The following is a 17,084-nucleotide window of genomic DNA, read 5'->3' on the forward strand; positions in this document are numbered from 1 at the left end:
CCCAGACTTACACAGGCAACGTTTTCAGCAGCGCAAAGGCCTCTTTCATGCGGTCTTCACTGACGACAAACGCACACAGCTGGCCTTCGTCGTTCATCCCTCTGGCGACCATCCCCTGCGCTTCGGCGGCGATGTGCCAGTTCAGATCGCGGCGCTGGGTTTCCCCGGCCAAATGCAGAGGCAGTTCTGGCGTTTTGACTTTTACCAGCATGGCTGGCAGTTTCAATGGCGCATTGCCGCCGAGCAGGTTTTTCGCCAGATACATGGCGCTCAGCTGAATCGGCTGCAGGAACGGGAGCACCTGACCGTTAATCTCCGCACAGTCGCCGAGAGCATAAATGTCCGGGTGGCTGGTTTGCAGGTAGCTATCGACGCAGACGCCACGATTGATGTTCAATCCGGCACGACGCGCCAGTGCGGTCTCCGGGCGTAAGCCGGTGGCGGCGATCACCGCATCGACTTCTACGCTGCGGCTACGATCGAGCGTGGCACGAATACCTGACGCCGTTTTCTCCAGCCCCTGAAGCTGTGATTTCAACAGCAGGTGTACGCCCATATCGGTCAGACGATGCTGTAAGCGACTGCTGACTTCCGGCGGCATCAGCGAAGCCAGAATGCTGGCGGCGTTGTCGATAAGCGTTACCGCTTTACCTGCACGACAGAAATCCATCGCCAGTTCACTGCCAATCAAGCCGCCGCCGACAATCAGCACCCGCTGGGCGTCACGCAACTGCGTTTCACAAGCGCGATACTCTTGTTGGCTGTTCAATGTGAGCATTAACTCACGTCCGGTAACCGGCGGTACAAAGGCTGAAGCGCCCGTCGCCAGCACCAGTTTGTCGTACTGCCACTGCTGATCCTGGCTTTTCACTACGTGGGCATCAGCATCGATGTCGGTTACCCAGGTGTGCGGAAATAGACGCAAATTAAACTGTTCGGCAAACTCCCCCGCCGACTGGCGGGTGAGGTCGTCTGCACGCTGTGACTGACTGATAACATGGCTGAGATCGGGCTTGTTGTACTCATCCATGCTGTCCGCAGCAATCAGGGTCAGCGGGACATTTGCATCCTGCTTACGGATATTTTTGACTAACTGGCGGGCGGCGAAGCCCGAACCAATAATGACAATTCCGCGGCTCATTTTGCCTCCGTTGCCAGGACGTCGAAGACGTCTTTACCTAATGAACATTCCGGGCACAGGAAGTTATCCGGCACGTCGCTCCACGGTGTTCCCGGCGCGACATCCTGCAGCGGTTCACCTTTTGCCGGGTCGTAAATCCACTGGCACACGCTGCACTGCATGCTAGGGCCAAGATCGGCGGCAGCCGCAGCGGCGCAAGCGCATTCTTCTTTGGATGCTGCTTTTACGGTTGTTTCCGGCAGTGGAGCAAGCGCCCACTGACGTGCGATTTCACGGCCGTGCTGGCGGCATAGTTCCAGTGCATCCAGGTCCGGACGCCATTTCGCCTTCAGGCTCAGCGACATTTCGAAACCAGCATCCTGCAAACGCGTAGACAAACGGTCTACTGCGCCGCCGCTCCAGCCGTGTGAGCCAAAGGCGCTGGCGCGTTTGTTACGAAAACGCAGGCCGGTCATCTCTTCCACCAAACCGGCGATTTTTGGCATCATCACGTTGTTCATCGTCGAAGTACCGACCAGCACGCCTTTAGAGCGGAAGACGTTAGTCAGAACTTCGTTCTTATCGCTACGGGCGACGTTAAAGATTTTCACTGCCACGTTCGGGTCAACTTCGTTGATGCCCTGGGCTATGGCGTCCGCCATCATGCGGGTGTTGTTGGACATGGTGTCGTAGAAAATGGTGATGCGGTCTTCCTGATAATCCGCCGCCCATTTCAGGTACATTTCCACGATTTGCGTCGGGTTGTCGCGCCATACCACGCCGTGGGAAGTAGCAATCATATCGACAGGCAGGTTGAAGCCGAGGATCTCAGTAATTTTCGGTGTAACCAGACGGCTGAACGGCGTCAGAATGTTGGCGTAGTAACGCTGGCACTGTTCGAACAGTTCGGTCTGGTCAACTTCGTCGTTAAACAGACGTTCGTCGCAGTAGTGCTGGCCGAAGGCGTCGTTACTGAACAGCACCGCGTCGCCGGTCATGTAGGTCATCATGCTGTCAGGCCAGTGCAGCATTGGCGTTTCAACGAAGATCAGCTGTTTGCCGTTTCCAATGTCCAGTGAATCACCGGTTTTCACCACGTTGAAATTCCACTCCGGGTGATGGTGATGCCCGTTGATGGAGTCAATGGCGTTGGCTGTGCAGTAAATCGGCGTGTCCGGGATGCAGGACATCAGTTCAGTCAGCGCCCCGGCATGGTCTTCTTCCGCATGGTTAATGATGATGTAGTCGATATCCGCGAGGTCAATTTCACTGCGCAGATTCTGTACGAATTCACGGCTAAACTTGTGGTCTACTGTATCGATCAGGACATTTTTTTCTTCACGGATGAGATAGCTGTTGTAGCTGCTGCCGCGTAGCGTTTTGTATTCAGTCCCGTGGAAATCACGAACTTCCCAGTCACGTTGGCCAACCCAATGAATGTTATTTTTAACCAGAATAGACATAGCAACCTCAGTAATTAATTCAGCGTTTTTCTAAAAAAGATGTTTTGCTTATTGCAGGTTGCGTGCCAACTTTTTATCTTTTTGATTTTAATAGTTTTATTGTTTTCTGCTTATTAAGTGGTAGTCAAAATGACTATTCATTTTATTGTCAATATGACAATATGAATTGTCAAAATGACAATGAGGTAGTCATGAGCTTTTCCGTAGACGTGCTGGCGGGCATCGCCATTGAATTACAAAGCGGTATTGGACATCAGGACCGTTTTCAACGTCTGATAACCACTTTGCGTCAGGTGCTGGAGTGCGACGCGTCGGCACTGCTGCGCTATGAGTCGCGACAGTTTATTCCGCTGGCGATCGATGGGCTGGCGCAGGATGTTCTCGGCAGACGCTTTACTCTGGAAGGGCATCCGCGTCTGGAGGCGATTGCCCGCGCTGGAGACGTGGTTCGTTTCCCTGCCGACAGCGATTTGCCAGACCCATATGATGGTCTGATTCCGGGGCAGGAGAGTCTGAAGGTGCATGCCTGTATTGGGCTGCCGTTGTTCGCCGGTCAAAATTTGATTGGTGCGTTAACCCTGGATGGCATGGAGCCCGATCAGTTCGATGTTTTCAGCGATGAGGAGCTTAGGCTGATTGCCGCGCTGGCGGCGGGTGCGCTGAGCAATGCGCTGCTGATTGAACAACTGGAAAGCCAGAATATGCTGCCAGGTTCGTCAACCAACTTTGAGCAGGTGACGGAAACCCAGATGATTGGCCTGTCGCCCAATATGATGCAGTTGAAAAAAGAAATTGAGATTGTGGCGGGGTCCGATCTCAATGTGCTGATTAGCGGCGAAACAGGGACCGGGAAGGAGCTGGTGGCTAAAGCTATCCATGAAGGTTCGCCGCGCGCAGTGAATCCACTGGTGTATCTGAACTGTGCAGCGTTGCCGGAAACCGTAGCCGAAAGTGAGCTGTTTGGTCACGTAAAAGGCGCGTTTACCGGGGCTATCAGCAATCGTAGCGGTAAGTTTGAAATGGCCGACAATGGGACGCTGTTTCTCGACGAGATAGGCGAACTCTCGCTGGCGCTACAGGCTAAGCTGCTGCGCGTATTGCAGTACGGCGATATTCAGCGCGTGGGTGACGATCGCAGCCTGCGCGTGGATGTGCGGGTGCTGGCGGCGACGAACCGTGATTTACGCGAAGAGGTGCTGGCCGGGAATTTCCGCGCGGATTTGTTCCACCGTCTGAGCGTCTTCCCCCTTTCTGTACCGCCTCTTCGTGAGCGCGGCGAAGATGTGGTGCTGCTGGCCGGCTATTTTTGCGAGCAATGCCGACTGCGGCTGGGTCTTTCCCGCGTGGTGCTAAGCCCCGGCGCGCGTAGCCATCTGCTGAATTACGGCTGGCCCGGAAACGTGCGCGAGCTGGAACATGCCATTCACCGGGCGGTTGTTCTGGCCAGGGCTACCAGGGCAGGGGATGAAGTGGTGCTGGAGACGCAGCATTTTGCCTTGCAGGATGAAGGTCCGGCTCCGCAGGTGGCGGAAGTTGTTGCGGAGATCCCACAACATCACAATCTGCGTGAAGCAACAGAGTCGTTCCAGCGGGAGATGATCCGCCGGGCACTGGCGCAAAATAATCACAGTTGGGCGGCAAGCGCGCGGGCGCTGGAAACAGACGTCGCCAACCTGCACCGGCTGGCGAAACGTCTGGGTCTGAAGGATTAGATAATACCGGCCTGATAGAAATCCTGCAGGTTGATAGCACCGGTGAGTTTACCGTTTTCATCGACAACCGGTGCGGCAGTGATTTTACGCTTCATCAGGATCTCTTTGGCGTCAATCGCGCGGCTCTGCGCCTGTAGCGTAATGCCATTCTGAGTCATAGCTTCGCTAACCTGGGTGGTGAGCGCTCCGCCGCCAACCAGCCAGCGGCGCAGGTCACCGTCGGTAAAGACCCCTTTCACCAGTGACTGGTCGTCGCAGACCGCGACCAGGCCAAGACCCGTGCGGCTGAGTTCCAGCATCGCGTCCATAACGCTGGTGGTGAGTTTCACCTGAGGTATGGCATCGTCGCGGCGCATCAGATGATGCACTTTATTCAACAGACGAGCGCCCAGCGCACCTGCCGGATGTGAGCGGGCAAAATCTTCTTCGTTAAAGCCGCGCGCCTGCATTACGGCGATCGCCAGCGCGTCGCCCATCATCAACGTATTTACGGTGCTGGACGTCGGTGCCAGGCGCATCGGACAGGCTTCGCGCTCAACGGAAATATCCAGCACGGCTTTGGCTGCCAGACCCAACGGTGAGGTCGGTTTTCCGGTCATTGCCAGCAGTGCGACGGATTTGTCTTCCAGGCGTGGGATGATGAGATCCAGCTCTTTCGCACCGCCGGAGTAGGAGATAAACAGCATGACATCACGGCTTTCGATCATCCCTAAGTCGCCGTGCAGCGCTTCCGCCGGATGCACAAAAAAGGCGGGCGTGCCGGTGCTGGCGAGGGTCGCCGCAATTTTTTTGCCAATATGACCTGATTTACCAATACCGGAGACAATGACTTTGCCTTCACAGTGGATGATAGTATTGGCGGCGCGGACAAAATCATCGCCCAGGCGTTCTGGTAGTCGGCTGGCTTCCTGTAGTTCCAGCATTAACGTCTGACGGCCCGCGTTCAGTAGTGCATCACTCATTGGTTTCTCCGGTTATGATCACTTCAATCCCTTTTGCTTCCAGCGCCTGACGAAACGCAGGGTCTATGCCCGCATCGGTAATCAGCTTGTCGACGCTTTCCAGACTGCATACAACATTAGGGCTTTTGCGCCCAAATTTTGACGAGTCAGCCATCAGAATCACTTCGCGAGCGGCATTGCACATCGCTTTACTGACGCTAAACACCTCATTAAAGGTGGTCACGCCGGCATTAAGGTCAATGCCGTCGGTGCCCATGAAGAGTTTATCAAAGCTGAACTGCTCAAAGGCGTTTTCTGCCAGCTGACCGTGAAATGACGCAGATTTTTTGCGAAAGGTCCCGCCGGGCATCAGGATAGTTTGCTCGTTGTCCAGCTCCGAAAGGGCGTTAACAATGTGCAGACTGTTGGTCATGACGGTGATGTTGCTAAAGCGCGTGAGCATCGGCACCATCTGCAGTACGGTGCTACCCGCATCCAGAATAATAGAGTCGCCATCGTGTATAAAACGGACGGCGGCTTCGGCAATCTGCTCTTTTTTATGCGTATTGATTAGCGTTTTGTGATCGATTGGCGGGTCGGATTCGTCTTTATTTAATACCACACCGCCATAGGTACGAATGACGGTTCCGGCATTTTCCAGAATGACCAGGTCTTTGCGAATGGTCGTGCCGGTCGTGTCAAAGTAGTGGGCCAGTTCTTCAACCGAGCATTTGCCCTGCTTTTGCAGATGCTCCAGTATGGCAGCCTGACGCTGACGAGGTTTCATAGGCGTGATTACCCTGACTTAATAAGTTGCAAAATGATAATTTCGCAAGCTATTAGCATTCACAACGAAATTACCCATGTTTCAGTTTAAGCGCCAATGATAGTGCATTCTGTGATAACGGATCATGGGGAAAGATCACATCAGGCTGTAAATCATCAAGATGTTTGCCCATTATCGTGGCAATTTTGCCTGGTCGGGCGAAAACAGTAAGACCTTTCATAAATAACGTGTCGGTCACCCGTTGCTGCTCATCCAGCGCAATGGCTACCACCACGCGCGGTTTAAAACGCCCACCGGAACGACCAACACCAACCCGACCTTGCTGGCAGAGTTGATCAAACGCCCGGTTAAAGCGGGATATTTGCCAGCCACCAAGCGCCAGTTGCAGGCACCAGGCGATAGCGGCGACGGTAATTAGTGCGGAAACCATTATGTACTCCTTTGATTTTGCCGGATAAGCGCAGCCGCCATCCGGCAATTCAACATTAAAACATCACCTGACCGCCGGTCACGTTGATGGACTGCCCGGTGCAGTAAGAGGCTTTTGGACTGGCGTAAAACAGCAGCATGTTCAGTACGTCCTGATAATCGCAGCCGCGTTTAAGCGGAACCTTATCAATGTAGTACTGCTCCACCTCATCTGGCTTAAGGCCCAGCTTGGTCGCATATTGCGGTAATAACGACTGAAACATTGGTGATTTCAGCAGGTTGCCGAGCATCAGCGAATGTACGGTGATCCCGTACTCCGCCAGATCCAGCGCCAGTGACTGAGTTAAGCCCACGCCACCAAATTTTGCCGCGCTGTAGCCTGAATTGTGTTTGCTGCCCACTTTCCCTGATTTTGAGTTGATCTGGATAATGCGTCCCTGCACGCCATCGCGGATCATCAGGCGTGAAAATTCACGAGCACAGAGGAAGTAGCCGACCAGATTGACCTGCAGCGAGCGGTCGAAATCCCCAAGCTGAAAGTCGCTGATAAAAGCGGCTTTAGCGATACCCGCACTGTAAACCAGCAGATCGACACGACCGAATATTTCATCCACTCCGCGCGACAGCGCCAGTACGCTCTGTTCGCTGGTGGCATCTGCGCCAAAACCGTACGCGGTACCTTCGCCAAACTCGGCGTTAATTTCTTGCGCGACGTTGGCAGCTTTATCGCTTTGAATATCCACCACCGCGACGCGGTATCCTTCTGTCGCAAGCCCACGGCAAAGGAATGCCCCCAGGGTCTGGCCTCCACCAATGACAACGGCAACCTGATTCATTTTTATCTCCTTCAATCTTAAGCAACAAACTTCAAAATACAGCCCGGGGTGATACCGTCCGGGACGGGGCCCGCAACGTGTACAGTGCCGGGGAATTCCGCTTCGCTCTGCCCGTCAAAGCGCAGGGTGATATGCCCGAGTTCACGTAAGTTTTGTTCCGCCACGCTGCCAACGGCGGTGACCGGGTAGTGGTGCTGGCCCAGTTCAAACTGGATCCCTGCTTTTAAAGAGCCGTTCAGGTCCCCGTGGCAATGGATGAAACAAAACTCTTCGATATCCGCTGGCGCGCCTTCACGAAAGGTAATCAGCATCTGGTCGCACAGTGCATCCGGGGCGCTCTGGCCGATACGGGTGATGGTGGTTTGATAAATTACGGTCATTTTTGAGTGCCCCTTATTGGTAAATAAAGCCAGAAACAAACCAGGCGATGAGAACGGTAGGCGCGCCGGTCAGAAAACGGCTCACCAGTACGGATGGCACGCCGACGCGAACAGTGTCCTGACGCGCTTCGGCCAGCGACAACCCAACCGGAATAAAGTCACATGCAGCCTGGGCGTTAATGGCGAACAGGGCAGGTAGCGCCAGATGCGGAGGAATATTCCCCAGACCAATCTGTACACCGATCAGCACGCCGATAACCTGGGCGATAACCGCACCGGGGCCGAGGAAAGGCGACAGCAGCGGGAAAGAGCAGATCAGCGCCAGAGTAACCAGTCCCAACGGATGGCTGGCCAGCGGCGCGAGTCCATGGGCAATCCAGTCTCCCAGACCCGAAGCCATAATGATGCCGATCAGTGCCGAGACGAACGCCATAAATGGCAGAATAGTTTTCAGGACGGTATCGATGGTGTCACGTCCGGACTGGAACAGAACCGCAACGGCTGAACCCATGCCCATTCCCACTTTTGCCAACAGGCCGTCGCTTTGTTCGGTAATCTTTTTACTGGTGTCGTAATCGCGACCGATAGTGCTGCTTGCAGGTTGCGGCGCAGCGGATGCCTCGCCGACTATCGTGATGTTTTCTTCTTTCACGCCAGAGACATAGATATCTTCGACAATGTACTGAGCCAGCGGGCCGGATTTACCCGTAGCGTGAATATTCACCGTCGGTATCCTGCGTTTGGGGTAGATCCCACAGCGCAGCGTGCCGCCGCAGTCGATGATCGCCACACCAATTTCGTTCTCCGGCGGCTCGCCTTCTTTGAAGCCATCAACTGCCTGCCAACCGGTCAGGCTTGCTATCCTGTCGACTATTGCGGGGCGAGTTCCGGCGGTGATATAGACAATTTTCTTGCCCGGTACGGCATCCAGTTCAAGGGGGCCACCCCAGCCACCGGTGCCTTTTTCAATACGAATACGTGTCATGATGTTGCTCCCGCCAGATGCACCTTCTGCTCAAGTTGAATGCCCATTTTTTTCTCGAAGATAGTGGTGGTGAAATCGGTCACCCAGCCGCGGAAGAAGTTAGTCACCAAACCGACCAGCAGGTAGCTCACCGCCAGTGGGCCAAGCGGAAGCCCCAGCGTGGTCAGGCCGCTGGCGATCCCCAGATAGACAAACAGTTCGCCGGGGTTGATGTGCGGGAATAAGCCGTTCATGGAATGGCAACTGTAAGAGGCGGCGGCGTAGTAGCTGGGCTTGTATTTTTCTGGCATAAAGCGACCCAGACTCAGCGTCATCGGGTTACAAAATACAAATGTGCCGATGCACGGCAGTAGCAAATAGCGGGACAGTGGATTTCCGGCGCAGCGCTGAGCAAAACGTTCAATACGTTGCTGGCCGATAAAGTTAATCAGCGCATTCATGATGACCAGCAGGCTAATCAGCAGGGGAAGAATACCGGTCACCATACCGGTAAACACTTCTCCGCCTTTCTGGAACAGCCCGATAAACCACTCAGCACCGAGTGTGATGGTGTCGATCATTATTCTCTCCTGTAGGGATTTTAGTTATCTTGCCAAACGGTGGCTAATTTTAATCAGATCGAAAGATATAAAAGTGTTATTTTGATCTCAAAATGAAAGATAAATATTTTAATTTGAAAGTTATTGCGTGAAAGCTCGCAAATGTGAAGGTCAGAGATGAAAGGGGGATGTAAATTCTGTGAAGGAGAGCGACTACCGCTTCCTTGTATGCCGGAGGATGCTTTACCATACTTCTCCTAGGCTGAATTTGTTTAATGGATGTCTCATGTTCAAGCGTCGTTATGTAGCGTTACTCCCCCTTTTCGTACTGCTCGCTGCCTGTAGCAGCAAACCTAAACCTTCAGAGACTCAAACGACTACGGGTGCGCCATCCGGCGGCTTCCTGCTTGAGCCACAGCACAACGTCATGCAAACGGGCGGTGATTTTGCCAATAATCCGAACGCGCAGCAGTTCATCGAAAAAATGGTGAACAAGCACGGCTTTGACCGCCAGCAGCTGCAGGAGATCTTGTCGCAGGCCAAGCGTCTGGACTCGGTATTGCGTTTGATGGACCGCCAGGCACCGACGACTCAACCGCCAGCCGGTCCTAACGGCGCATGGCTGCGCTACCGCAAACAGTTCATCACGCCTGACAACGTGCAAAATGGTGTGACCTTCTGGAATCAATATGAAGATGCGTTGAACCGTGCGTGGCAGGTCTATGGTGTTCCGCCGGAAATTATCGTTGGCATTATCGGCGTTGAAACGCGTTGGGGCCGCGTGATGGGTAAAACGCGGATTCTGGATGCTCTGGCGACGCTGTCGTTTAACTATCCTCGTCGTGCGGAATACTTCTCTGGTGAACTGGAAACCTTCCTGCTGATGGCGCGAGATGAAAGCGACGATCCGCTCGATTTGAAAGGTTCTTTCGCCGGCGCGATGGGCTACGGCCAGTTTATGCCGTCTTCCTATAAGCAATATGCCGTTGATTTTAATGGTGATGGCCACATTAACCTGTGGGATCCGGTTGATGCCATTGGTAGCGTGGCGAATTACTTCAAGGGCCACGGCTGGGTGAAAGGCGATACGGTCGCGGTGCCGGCAAATGGTCAGGCACCTGGGCTGGCGAACGGCTTTAAAACCCAGTACAGCATTTCTCAGCTTGCTGCGGCGGGTCTGACGCCACAGCAGTCGTTGGGTAATCATCAGCAGGCCAGCCTGCTGCGCCTGGATATTGGTACCGGCTATCAGTACTGGTATGGATTGCCGAACTTCTACACCATCACCCGCTACAACCACAGTACCCACTACGCGATGGCCGTGTGGCAGTTGGGTCAGGCGGTCGCGCTGGCGCGCGTGCAGTAATCGCTCCACCGGCCTACAGGAAGAAATCTCTTGTAGGCCGGATAAGATGCCCTGATATCGTCATCCGGCAGGTCTTATTTATGCAACGGAGCAATTTTTGGAATCCCCCTCGTAAAACGTTCTCTCCATCCCCACATTGGTTATGAAAGTGCTATCTTGTCCGGCATATTTTTTAACTGACAGAGGCTGAAATGACCGACAGTGAACTGATGCAGTTAAGTGAGCAGGTTGGCCTGGCGCTGAAAGCGCGTGGGGCGACCGTTACGACGGCGGAGTCCTGCACCGGCGGCTGGGTGGCCAAAGCGATTACGGATATTGCCGGAAGCTCCGCCTGGTTTGAACGCGGGTTTGTGACCTACAGCAACGAAGCCAAAGCACAGATGATAGGCGTGCGCGAAGAGACGCTGGCCCAGCATGGGGCGGTGAGCGAGCCTGTAGTGGTGGAGATGGCGATTGGCGCGCTAAAAGCTGCCCGCGCGCATTTCGCGGTCTCGATCAGCGGTATTGCCGGGCCGGATGGCGGCAGTGAAGAAAAGCCCGTGGGTACCGTATGGTTCGCCTTTGCCAGCGCGAGCGGCGAGGGGATTACGCGTCGGGAATGCTTCAGCGGCGATCGCGACGCGGTACGTCGACAGGCGACCGTCTACGCGTTACAAACCCTGTGGCAACAATTTCTACAAAACACTTGATACTGTATGAGCATACAGTATAATTGCCTCAACAGAACATTATCTATCACGTTTCGCGGTTTAACCCGAAAGCGGCATGACAGGAGTAATTAATGGCTATCGACGAAAACAAACAGAAAGCGTTGGCTGCAGCGCTGGGTCAGATCGAAAAGCAATTCGGTAAAGGCTCCATCATGCGCCTGGGTGAAGACCGCTCCATGGATGTGGAAACTATCTCCACCGGTTCGCTTTCTCTGGATATCGCATTGGGCGCGGGCGGTTTGCCAATGGGCCGTATCGTCGAAATCTACGGGCCTGAATCCTCCGGTAAAACAACGCTGACCCTGCAGGTTATTGCCGCTGCACAGCGTGAAGGTAAAACCTGTGCATTTATCGATGCGGAACACGCGCTGGATCCGGTCTATGCCCGTAAGCTTGGCGTTGATATCGACAACCTGCTGTGTTCTCAGCCGGATACCGGTGAACAAGCGCTGGAAATCTGTGATGCGCTGGCGCGCTCCGGTGCGGTTGACGTTATCGTTGTCGACTCCGTTGCCGCATTGACGCCGAAGGCAGAAATCGAAGGTGAGATTGGCGACTCTCACATGGGCCTTGCGGCGCGTATGATGAGCCAGGCGATGCGTAAGCTGGCCGGTAACCTGAAGCAGTCCAACACGCTGCTGATTTTCATCAACCAGATCCGTATGAAGATTGGCGTTATGTTTGGTAACCCGGAAACCACCACCGGTGGTAACGCCCTGAAATTCTATGCGTCTGTTCGTCTGGATATCCGTCGTATTGGCGCGGTGAAAGAAGGCGACAATGTGGTCGGCAGCGAAACCCGCGTTAAGGTTGTGAAAAACAAAATTGCAGCGCCGTTCAAACAGGCTGAATTCCAGATCCTTTATGGTGAAGGCATCAACTTCTACGGCGAACTGGTTGACCTGGGCGTGAAAGAGAAGCTGATTGAAAAAGCCGGTGCATGGTACAGCTACAACGGTGAGAAAATCGGTCAGGGTAAGGCGAATGCGACCAACTGGCTGAAAGAAAACCCGGCAACTGCGAAAGAAATTGAGAAGAAATTACGTGAGTTACTGCTCAATAACCAGGATTCAACGCCTGATTTCTCCGTTGATGACAGCGGCGAAGACGTAAAAGAAACGAACGAAGATTTCTGATAATCTGTTTTGAATCGCATGTTGTGAATCACATATAGTAAAGGGCTGCATATCATGCAGCCCTTTTTCATTTCTGAAGGCTTACTATGACAGAAGCAACTTCCCGCCGTTCCGCTTATTCCCGACTGCTTGACCGCGCCGTACGCATTCTGGCGATGCGCGACCACAGCGAGCAGGAACTGCGGCGCAAGCTGGCCGCTCCGGTGATGGGGAAAAATGGACCAGAAGAAATTGATGCCACGCCGGAGGATTACGACAAGGTCATCGCCTGGTGTATTGAAAGTCGTTATCTGGATGATGATCGTTTCGTGCAGCAGTTTATCGCCAGCCGTAGCCGCAAAGGTTATGGACCAGCCCGAGTGCGCCAGGAATTAAACCAAAAAGGGATCGCACGTGAAGCTATCGAGCGGGCCATGCGTGAGTGCGAAATTGACTGGGCAGTGCTTGCACGCGAGCAGGCCATTCGGAAGTACGGCGAACCTTTACCTGTCGATTTTTCAGATAAGATAAAGGTTCAGCGTTTTTTGCTCTATCGCGGCTATCTGATGGAAGATATTCAGGCAATATGGCGAAATTTTGACGATTGACCGCATACGGGATTTTACTTCCCAGTAAAGAAAACTTATCTTATTCCCACTTTTCGATTGCCAGAGGCGCAGTTTGCATGCCGATGCTGGTAATGACATTTCGTTAGCTTGATTTCTTCAGGATAATTATGAGCAAGAGCACCGCTGAGATCCGTCAGGCGTTTCTCGATTTTTTCCATAGTAAAGGACACCAGGTAGTTGCCAGCAGCTCCCTGGTACCGAACAATGACCCTACTTTGTTGTTTACCAACGCCGGGATGAACCAGTTCAAGGATGTTTTCCTTGGCCTCGACAAGCGTAATTATTCCCGCGCAACCACCTCGCAGCGTTGTGTACGTGCGGGCGGTAAGCACAATGACCTGGAAAACGTCGGTTACACTGCACGTCACCACACTTTCTTCGAAATGCTGGGCAACTTCAGCTTCGGCGATTACTTCAAACACGACGCTATTCAATATGCATGGGAACTGCTGACCGGTGAAAACTGGTTTGCCCTGCCAAAAGAGCGTCTGTGGGTAACCGTCTATGAAACTGACGATGAAGCCTATGAAATCTGGGAAAAAGAAGTCGGTATTCCGCGCGAACGTATCATCCGTATCGGTGATAACAAAGGTGCGGCTTATGCTTCAGACAACTTCTGGCAGATGGGTGATACCGGTCCTTGCGGTCCATGTACCGAAATTTTCTACGACCACGGCGACCATATCTGGGGTGGACCTCCGGGAAGCGCAGAAGAAGATGGGGATCGCTACATTGAGATCTGGAACATCGTCTTCATGCAGTTCAACCGTCAGGCTGACGGCACCATGGAACCGCTGCCGAAACCGTCCGTGGATACCGGTATGGGTCTGGAGCGTATTGCGGCCGTGCTGCAACACGTTAACTCCAACTATGAAATCGACCTGTTCCGCTCATTGATCGAATCCGTGGCGAAAGTCACTGGCGCAACTGATCTGAGCAACAAGTCTCTGCGCGTTATCGCCGACCATATCCGTTCCTGTGCATTCCTGATTGCCGATGGTGTTGTGCCGTCGAATGAAAACCGTGGCTATGTGCTGCGCCGTATCATTCGTCGCGCGGTACGTCATGGCAACATGCTGGGCGCGAAGGATACCTTCTTCTACAAGCTGGTTGGTCCGTTGGTGGACGTCATGGGCTCTGCAGGTGAAGAACTGAAGCGTCAGCAGGTTATGGTTGAACAGGTTCTGAAAACCGAAGAAGAGCAGTTTGCGCGTACTCTGGAGCGTGGTCTGGCGCTGCTGGACGAAGAACTGGCAAAACTGTCTGGCGATACGCTGGATGGCGAAACTGCATTCCGTCTGTATGACACCTACGGTTTCCCGGTTGACCTGACGGCAGACGTTTGCCGCGAGCGTAACATTAAGGTTGATGAAGCGGGCTTTGAAGCTGCAATGGAAGAACAGCGCCGTCGTGCGCGTGAAGCCAGCGGTTTTGGCGCAGACTACAATGCGATGATTCGCGTTGATGGCGCCTCTGAATTTAAAGGCTACGAGCACCTGGAACTGAACGGCAAAGTGACCGCGCTGTTTGTTGATGGTAAAGCGGTAGACGCAATTAACGCAGGTCAGGATGCCGTTGTCGTACTGGATCAGACGCCGTTCTATGCGGAATCTGGTGGTCAGGTTGGCGACAAGGGTGAGCTGAAAGGCGCAGGCTTCGCGTTTGCCGTTAGCGACACGCAGAAATATGGCCAGGCCATTGGTCACATTGGCAAGCTGTCTGCGGGTTCTCTGAAAATTGGTGATGCGGTACAGGCTGATGTGGATGAAGCCCGTCGTGCGCGTATTCGTTTGAACCACTCCGCAACGCACCTGATGCACGCAGCGCTGCGCCAGGTTCTGGGCACACATGTGGCACAGAAAGGCTCGTTGGTTAACGATAAACTGCTGCGCTTCGACTTCTCTCATACCGAAGCGATGAAGTCTGCTGAAATCCGTGCCGTTGAAGATCTGGTGAACGCGCAAATCCGTCGCAACTTGCCGATTGAAACGAACATCATGGATCTCGAAGCGGCAAAAGCCAAAGGCGCAATGGCACTGTTTGGCGAGAAATATGACGACCATGTGCGCGTTCTGAGCATGGGTGATTTCTCTACCGAATTGTGTGGCGGTACTCACGCCAGCCGTACGGGTGATATCGGTCTGTTCCGCATTGTGTCCGAGTCAGGTACTGCGGCAGGCGTTCGTCGTATTGAAGCCGTAACCGGTGAAGGTGCTATCCAAACCGTGCATGCTGAGAGCGATCGCTTAAGCGATGTTGCGCAGCTGCTGAAAGGCGATAGCCAGAATATCGGTGACAAAGTTCGTTCCGTGCTTGAGCGTACTCGTCAACTGGAAAAAGAATTGCAGCAATTGAAGGAACAGGCTGCGGCGCAGGAGAGTGCAAATCTTTCCAGCAAAGCGGTTGATATCAACGGCGTGAAGCTGCTGGTCAGCGAACTCGCGGACGTTGAGCCGAAAATGTTGCGTACCATGGTTGATGATCTGAAAAATCAACTGGGGTCTACCGTTATCGTTCTGGCAACGGTAGTGGAAGGTAAGGTTTCTCTGATTGCGGGTGTGTCTAAGGACGTGACAGATCGCGTGAAAGCAGGGGAACTGGTTGGAATGGTCGCTCAGCAGGTCGGCGGTAAGGGTGGCGGTCGTCCGGACATGGCGCAAGCCGGTGGTACGGATGCAGCGGCTCTGCCTGCAGCGTTAGCCAGTGTGAAAGGCTGGGTCAGCGCAAAACTGTAATAATTATAAGCGTAAGTCGACGCTGCGGACTTCAATCCGCAGCGTTTGAATCAACGCTATCGACAACGATAAAGTCAGGTTGAAGTTGTGTATATCGGCTAAACTTAGGTTTAACAGAATGTGATGCCGTGACTGCTTACACTTAGGTGTTTGTCATCGCTTACTTTTTGGCGTTATATGATGGATAATGCCGGGATACAGAGAGACCCGACTCTTTTAATCTTTCAAGGAGCAAAGAATGCTGATTCTGACTCGTCGAGTTGGTGAGACCCTCATGATAGGCGATGAGGTCACCGTGACAGTTTTAGGGGTGAAGGGCAACCAGGTGCGCATTGGCGTAAACGCCCCGAAAGAAGTTTCTGTCCATCGTGAAGAGATCTACCAGCGTATCCAGGCTGAAAAATCCCAGCAGTCCAGTTACTAAGGTTTTCGCGTCTCACCTTTCTGGTGAGGCGCAACCTGATTGAGTTACTCTTTTTCTTCTCTTTTCTTCTTCGCCTTCCCCATTTTTTCGATTCCACTGCGCGTAATGCCTTTTCCTGCGAAGTTTCCGTTTGTTCACTCCTTCAGGAAATTGCCAATTTATCTGTTGATAAAACACTCTTTTTGCCGTTTTTGCAGACTAATTGCGCGTGAAATGTGCAAACGATAAAAGCTCTGGAAAAATTGTTTGACTTATAAGTCCCAGAAAGTAATATGTGCGCCACGCAGCGACGATGAGCAGAAACAAGTTCTTCGAAGCACTCGCAAGAGGCGTGTTGGTGAGGTGGCCGAGAGGCTGAAGGCGCTCCCCTGCTAAGGGAGTATGCGGTCAAAAGCTGCATCCGGGGTTCGAATCCCCGCCTCACCGCCATTTGCATCCGTAGCTCAGCTGGATAGAGTACTCGGCTACGAACCGAGCGGTCGGAGGTTCGAATCCTCCCGGATGCACCATATTACTTGATAGCGCTTTAGCAGCGACATCAAATCTGCAGTAAAGTAAGTTTCCCTGATGCATCCGTAGCTCAGCTGGATAGAGTACTCGGCTACGAACCGAGCGGTCGGAGGTTCGAATCCTCCCGGATGCACCATCTTCTCCGAGGCAACAGCAAAACTGTTGTTTCATGGTCTGCGAGATAATCGCGAGCACCAGGGAGGATAACGTTGCTTTAGCAGCGGCCCGCAGGGCGAGGCGCAGCCGAGTAATCCTCCCGGATGCACCATCTCTTACTTGATATCGCTTATCACGATATCAATATCGGCAGTAAAGCAAGTTTTCCGATGCATCCGTAGCTCAGCTGGATAGAGTACTCGGCTACGAACCGAGCGGTCGGAGGTTCGAATCCTCCCGGATGCAC

At 53.4% G+C, this 17,084-nt stretch carries 16 protein-coding genes and 4 tRNA genes; 11 read left to right on the forward strand and 9 right to left on the reverse strand.

Translation table 11 applies throughout. The features are described 5' to 3' along the window. Positions 1–7 precede the first annotated feature (7 nt). Both norW and norV read right to left on the reverse strand, forming a co-directional pair. On the reverse strand, positions 8–1,141 hold the full coding sequence (gene norW, locus OGY17_RS19610; protein ID WP_048215690.1) for an NADH:flavorubredoxin reductase NorW: 1,134 nt from the start codon (positions 1,139–1,141) through the stop codon (positions 8–10). Then, entirely contained in the window at positions 1,138–2,583 is a 1,446-nt protein-coding gene (gene norV / locus OGY17_RS19615; RefSeq protein WP_191215475.1) for an anaerobic nitric oxide reductase flavorubredoxin, read from the reverse strand. The genes norW and norV overlap by 4 nt, the downstream gene beginning before the upstream one ends. A 191-nt stretch (positions 2,584–2,774) precedes the next feature. Between norV and norR the strand changes: the two genes are divergently transcribed. Then, a complete protein-coding gene (gene norR, locus OGY17_RS19620) occupies positions 2,775–4,295 on the forward strand; it encodes a nitric oxide reductase transcriptional regulator NorR (protein ID WP_128612138.1) in 1,521 nt (506 codons plus the stop codon). Here the strand turns inward: norR and gutQ are convergent. The 7 genes from gutQ to srlA form a co-directional block, all read right to left on the reverse strand. After that, the gene (gutQ, locus tag OGY17_RS19625; RefSeq protein ID WP_003825938.1) at positions 4,292–5,257 is read right to left on the reverse strand and encodes an arabinose-5-phosphate isomerase GutQ; all 966 of its coding nucleotides are present in this window, start codon (positions 5,255–5,257) and stop codon (positions 4,292–4,294) included. The two genes, norR and gutQ, sit on opposite strands and share 4 nt — an antisense overlap. Next, a complete protein-coding gene (gene srlR, locus OGY17_RS19630; protein WP_003037350.1) occupies positions 5,250–6,023 on the reverse strand; it encodes a glucitol operon DNA-binding transcriptional repressor SrlR in 774 nt (257 codons plus the stop codon). Before srlR ends, gutQ begins: the two co-directional genes overlap by 8 nt. Positions 6,024–6,093: 70 nt before the next feature. Beyond that, positions 6,094–6,453, reverse strand: a complete 360-nt coding sequence (gene gutM, locus OGY17_RS19635) for a transcriptional regulator GutM (protein ID WP_008785622.1) — start codon at positions 6,451–6,453, stop codon at positions 6,094–6,096. A gap of 55 nt (positions 6,454–6,508) precedes the next feature. After that, positions 6,509–7,288 carry a sorbitol-6-phosphate dehydrogenase gene (gene srlD, locus OGY17_RS19640; protein ID WP_003037345.1) on the reverse strand — a complete coding sequence of 260 codons (780 nt, stop codon included), beginning with the start codon at positions 7,286–7,288 and terminating at the stop codon, positions 6,509–6,511. Positions 7,289–7,305: 17 nt separating this feature from the next. Then, the gene (gene srlB, locus OGY17_RS19645) at positions 7,306–7,668 is read right to left on the reverse strand and encodes a PTS glucitol/sorbitol transporter subunit IIA (protein WP_103285684.1); all 363 of its coding nucleotides are present in this window, start codon (positions 7,666–7,668) and stop codon (positions 7,306–7,308) included. Between the two features lie 13 nt (positions 7,669–7,681). Then, positions 7,682–8,653, reverse strand: a complete 972-nt coding sequence (srlE, locus tag OGY17_RS19650) for a PTS glucitol/sorbitol transporter subunit IIB (RefSeq protein WP_048225255.1) — start codon at positions 8,651–8,653, stop codon at positions 7,682–7,684. Continuing rightward, positions 8,650–9,213, reverse strand: coding sequence for a PTS glucitol/sorbitol transporter subunit IIC (gene srlA, locus OGY17_RS19655; RefSeq protein WP_003037339.1), 564 nt, complete (start codon positions 9,211–9,213; stop codon positions 8,650–8,652). Before srlA ends, srlE begins: the two co-directional genes overlap by 4 nt. Positions 9,214–9,478: 265 nt before the next feature. Between srlA and mltB the strand changes: the two genes are divergently transcribed. The 10 genes from mltB to OGY17_RS19705 all read left to right on the forward strand — a co-directional run bounded on the left by mltB (position 9,479) and on the right by OGY17_RS19705 (position 17,083). Further along, a complete protein-coding gene (mltB, locus tag OGY17_RS19660) occupies positions 9,479–10,558 on the forward strand; it encodes a lytic murein transglycosylase B (protein WP_185757624.1) in 1,080 nt (359 codons plus the stop codon). A gap of 191 nt (positions 10,559–10,749) precedes the next feature. Next, the gene (pncC, locus tag OGY17_RS19665; protein ID WP_048225249.1) at positions 10,750–11,247 is read left to right on the forward strand and encodes a nicotinamide-nucleotide amidase; all 498 of its coding nucleotides are present in this window, start codon (positions 10,750–10,752) and stop codon (positions 11,245–11,247) included. A gap of 92 nt (positions 11,248–11,339) precedes the next feature. Then, positions 11,340–12,404, forward strand: a complete 1,065-nt coding sequence (gene recA, locus OGY17_RS19670; protein ID WP_003037330.1) for a recombinase RecA — start codon at positions 11,340–11,342, stop codon at positions 12,402–12,404. Between the two features lie 86 nt (positions 12,405–12,490). Beyond that, positions 12,491–12,991: a recombination regulator RecX gene (gene recX, locus OGY17_RS19675; RefSeq protein WP_008785618.1), complete on the forward strand. Its 501-nt coding sequence runs from the start codon at positions 12,491–12,493 to the stop codon at positions 12,989–12,991. Between the two features lie 128 nt (positions 12,992–13,119). Further along, positions 13,120–15,747, forward strand: a complete 2,628-nt coding sequence (alaS, locus tag OGY17_RS19680; protein WP_284884457.1) for an alanine--tRNA ligase — start codon at positions 13,120–13,122, stop codon at positions 15,745–15,747. Positions 15,748–15,985: 238 nt separating this feature from the next. Further along, the gene (gene csrA / locus OGY17_RS19685; protein WP_000906486.1) at positions 15,986–16,171 is read left to right on the forward strand and encodes a carbon storage regulator CsrA; all 186 of its coding nucleotides are present in this window, start codon (positions 15,986–15,988) and stop codon (positions 16,169–16,171) included. A 336-nt stretch (positions 16,172–16,507) separates the two neighbouring features. Beyond that, a tRNA-Ser gene (locus OGY17_RS19690) sits at positions 16,508–16,600 on the forward strand. A 3-nt stretch (positions 16,601–16,603) separates the two neighbouring features. Beyond that, positions 16,604–16,680: transfer RNA gene (locus OGY17_RS19695), tRNA-Arg, on the forward strand. Between the two features lie 60 nt (positions 16,681–16,740). Continuing rightward, a tRNA-Arg gene (locus tag OGY17_RS19700) sits at positions 16,741–16,817 on the forward strand. 192 nt (positions 16,818–17,009) lie between these two features. Next, positions 17,010–17,083, forward strand: a tRNA-Arg gene (locus OGY17_RS19705). The last annotated feature ends 1 nt before the right edge of the window (position 17,084 follow it).

Source organism: Citrobacter sp. Cpo126 (assembly GCF_030332445.1).
Taxonomy (GTDB): Bacteria; Pseudomonadota; Gammaproteobacteria; order Enterobacterales; family Enterobacteriaceae; genus Citrobacter; species Citrobacter portucalensis.

Coding starts and splice junctions, on each gene's coding strand:
- norW (WP_048215690.1), bottom strand. CDS start 1,141: ATGAGCCGCGGAATTGTCATTATTGGTTCGGGCTTCGCCGCCCGCCAG.
- norV (WP_191215475.1), bottom strand. CDS start 2,583: ATGTCTATTCTGGTTAAAAATAACATTCATTGGGTTGGCCAACGTGAC.
- norR (WP_128612138.1), top strand. CDS start 2,775: ATGAGCTTTTCCGTAGACGTGCTGGCGGGCATCGCCATTGAATTACAA.
- gutQ (WP_003825938.1), bottom strand. CDS start 5,257: ATGAGTGATGCACTACTGAACGCGGGCCGTCAGACGTTAATGCTGGAA.
- srlR (WP_003037350.1), bottom strand. CDS start 6,023: ATGAAACCTCGTCAGCGTCAGGCTGCCATACTGGAGCATCTGCAAAAG.
- gutM (WP_008785622.1), bottom strand. CDS start 6,453: ATGGTTTCCGCACTAATTACCGTCGCCGCTATCGCCTGGTGCCTGCAA.
- srlD (WP_003037345.1), bottom strand. CDS start 7,288: ATGAATCAGGTTGCCGTTGTCATTGGTGGAGGCCAGACCCTGGGGGCA.
- srlB (WP_103285684.1), bottom strand. CDS start 7,668: ATGACCGTAATTTATCAAACCACCATCACCCGTATCGGCCAGAGCGCC.
- srlE (WP_048225255.1), bottom strand. CDS start 8,653: ATGACACGTATTCGTATTGAAAAAGGCACCGGTGGCTGGGGTGGCCCC.
- srlA (WP_003037339.1), bottom strand. CDS start 9,213: ATGATCGACACCATCACACTCGGTGCTGAGTGGTTTATCGGGCTGTTC.
- mltB (WP_185757624.1), top strand. CDS start 9,479: ATGTTCAAGCGTCGTTATGTAGCGTTACTCCCCCTTTTCGTACTGCTC.
- pncC (WP_048225249.1), top strand. CDS start 10,750: ATGACCGACAGTGAACTGATGCAGTTAAGTGAGCAGGTTGGCCTGGCG.
- recA (WP_003037330.1), top strand. CDS start 11,340: ATGGCTATCGACGAAAACAAACAGAAAGCGTTGGCTGCAGCGCTGGGT.
- recX (WP_008785618.1), top strand. CDS start 12,491: ATGACAGAAGCAACTTCCCGCCGTTCCGCTTATTCCCGACTGCTTGAC.
- alaS (WP_284884457.1), top strand. CDS start 13,120: ATGAGCAAGAGCACCGCTGAGATCCGTCAGGCGTTTCTCGATTTTTTC.
- csrA (WP_000906486.1), top strand. CDS start 15,986: ATGCTGATTCTGACTCGTCGAGTTGGTGAGACCCTCATGATAGGCGAT.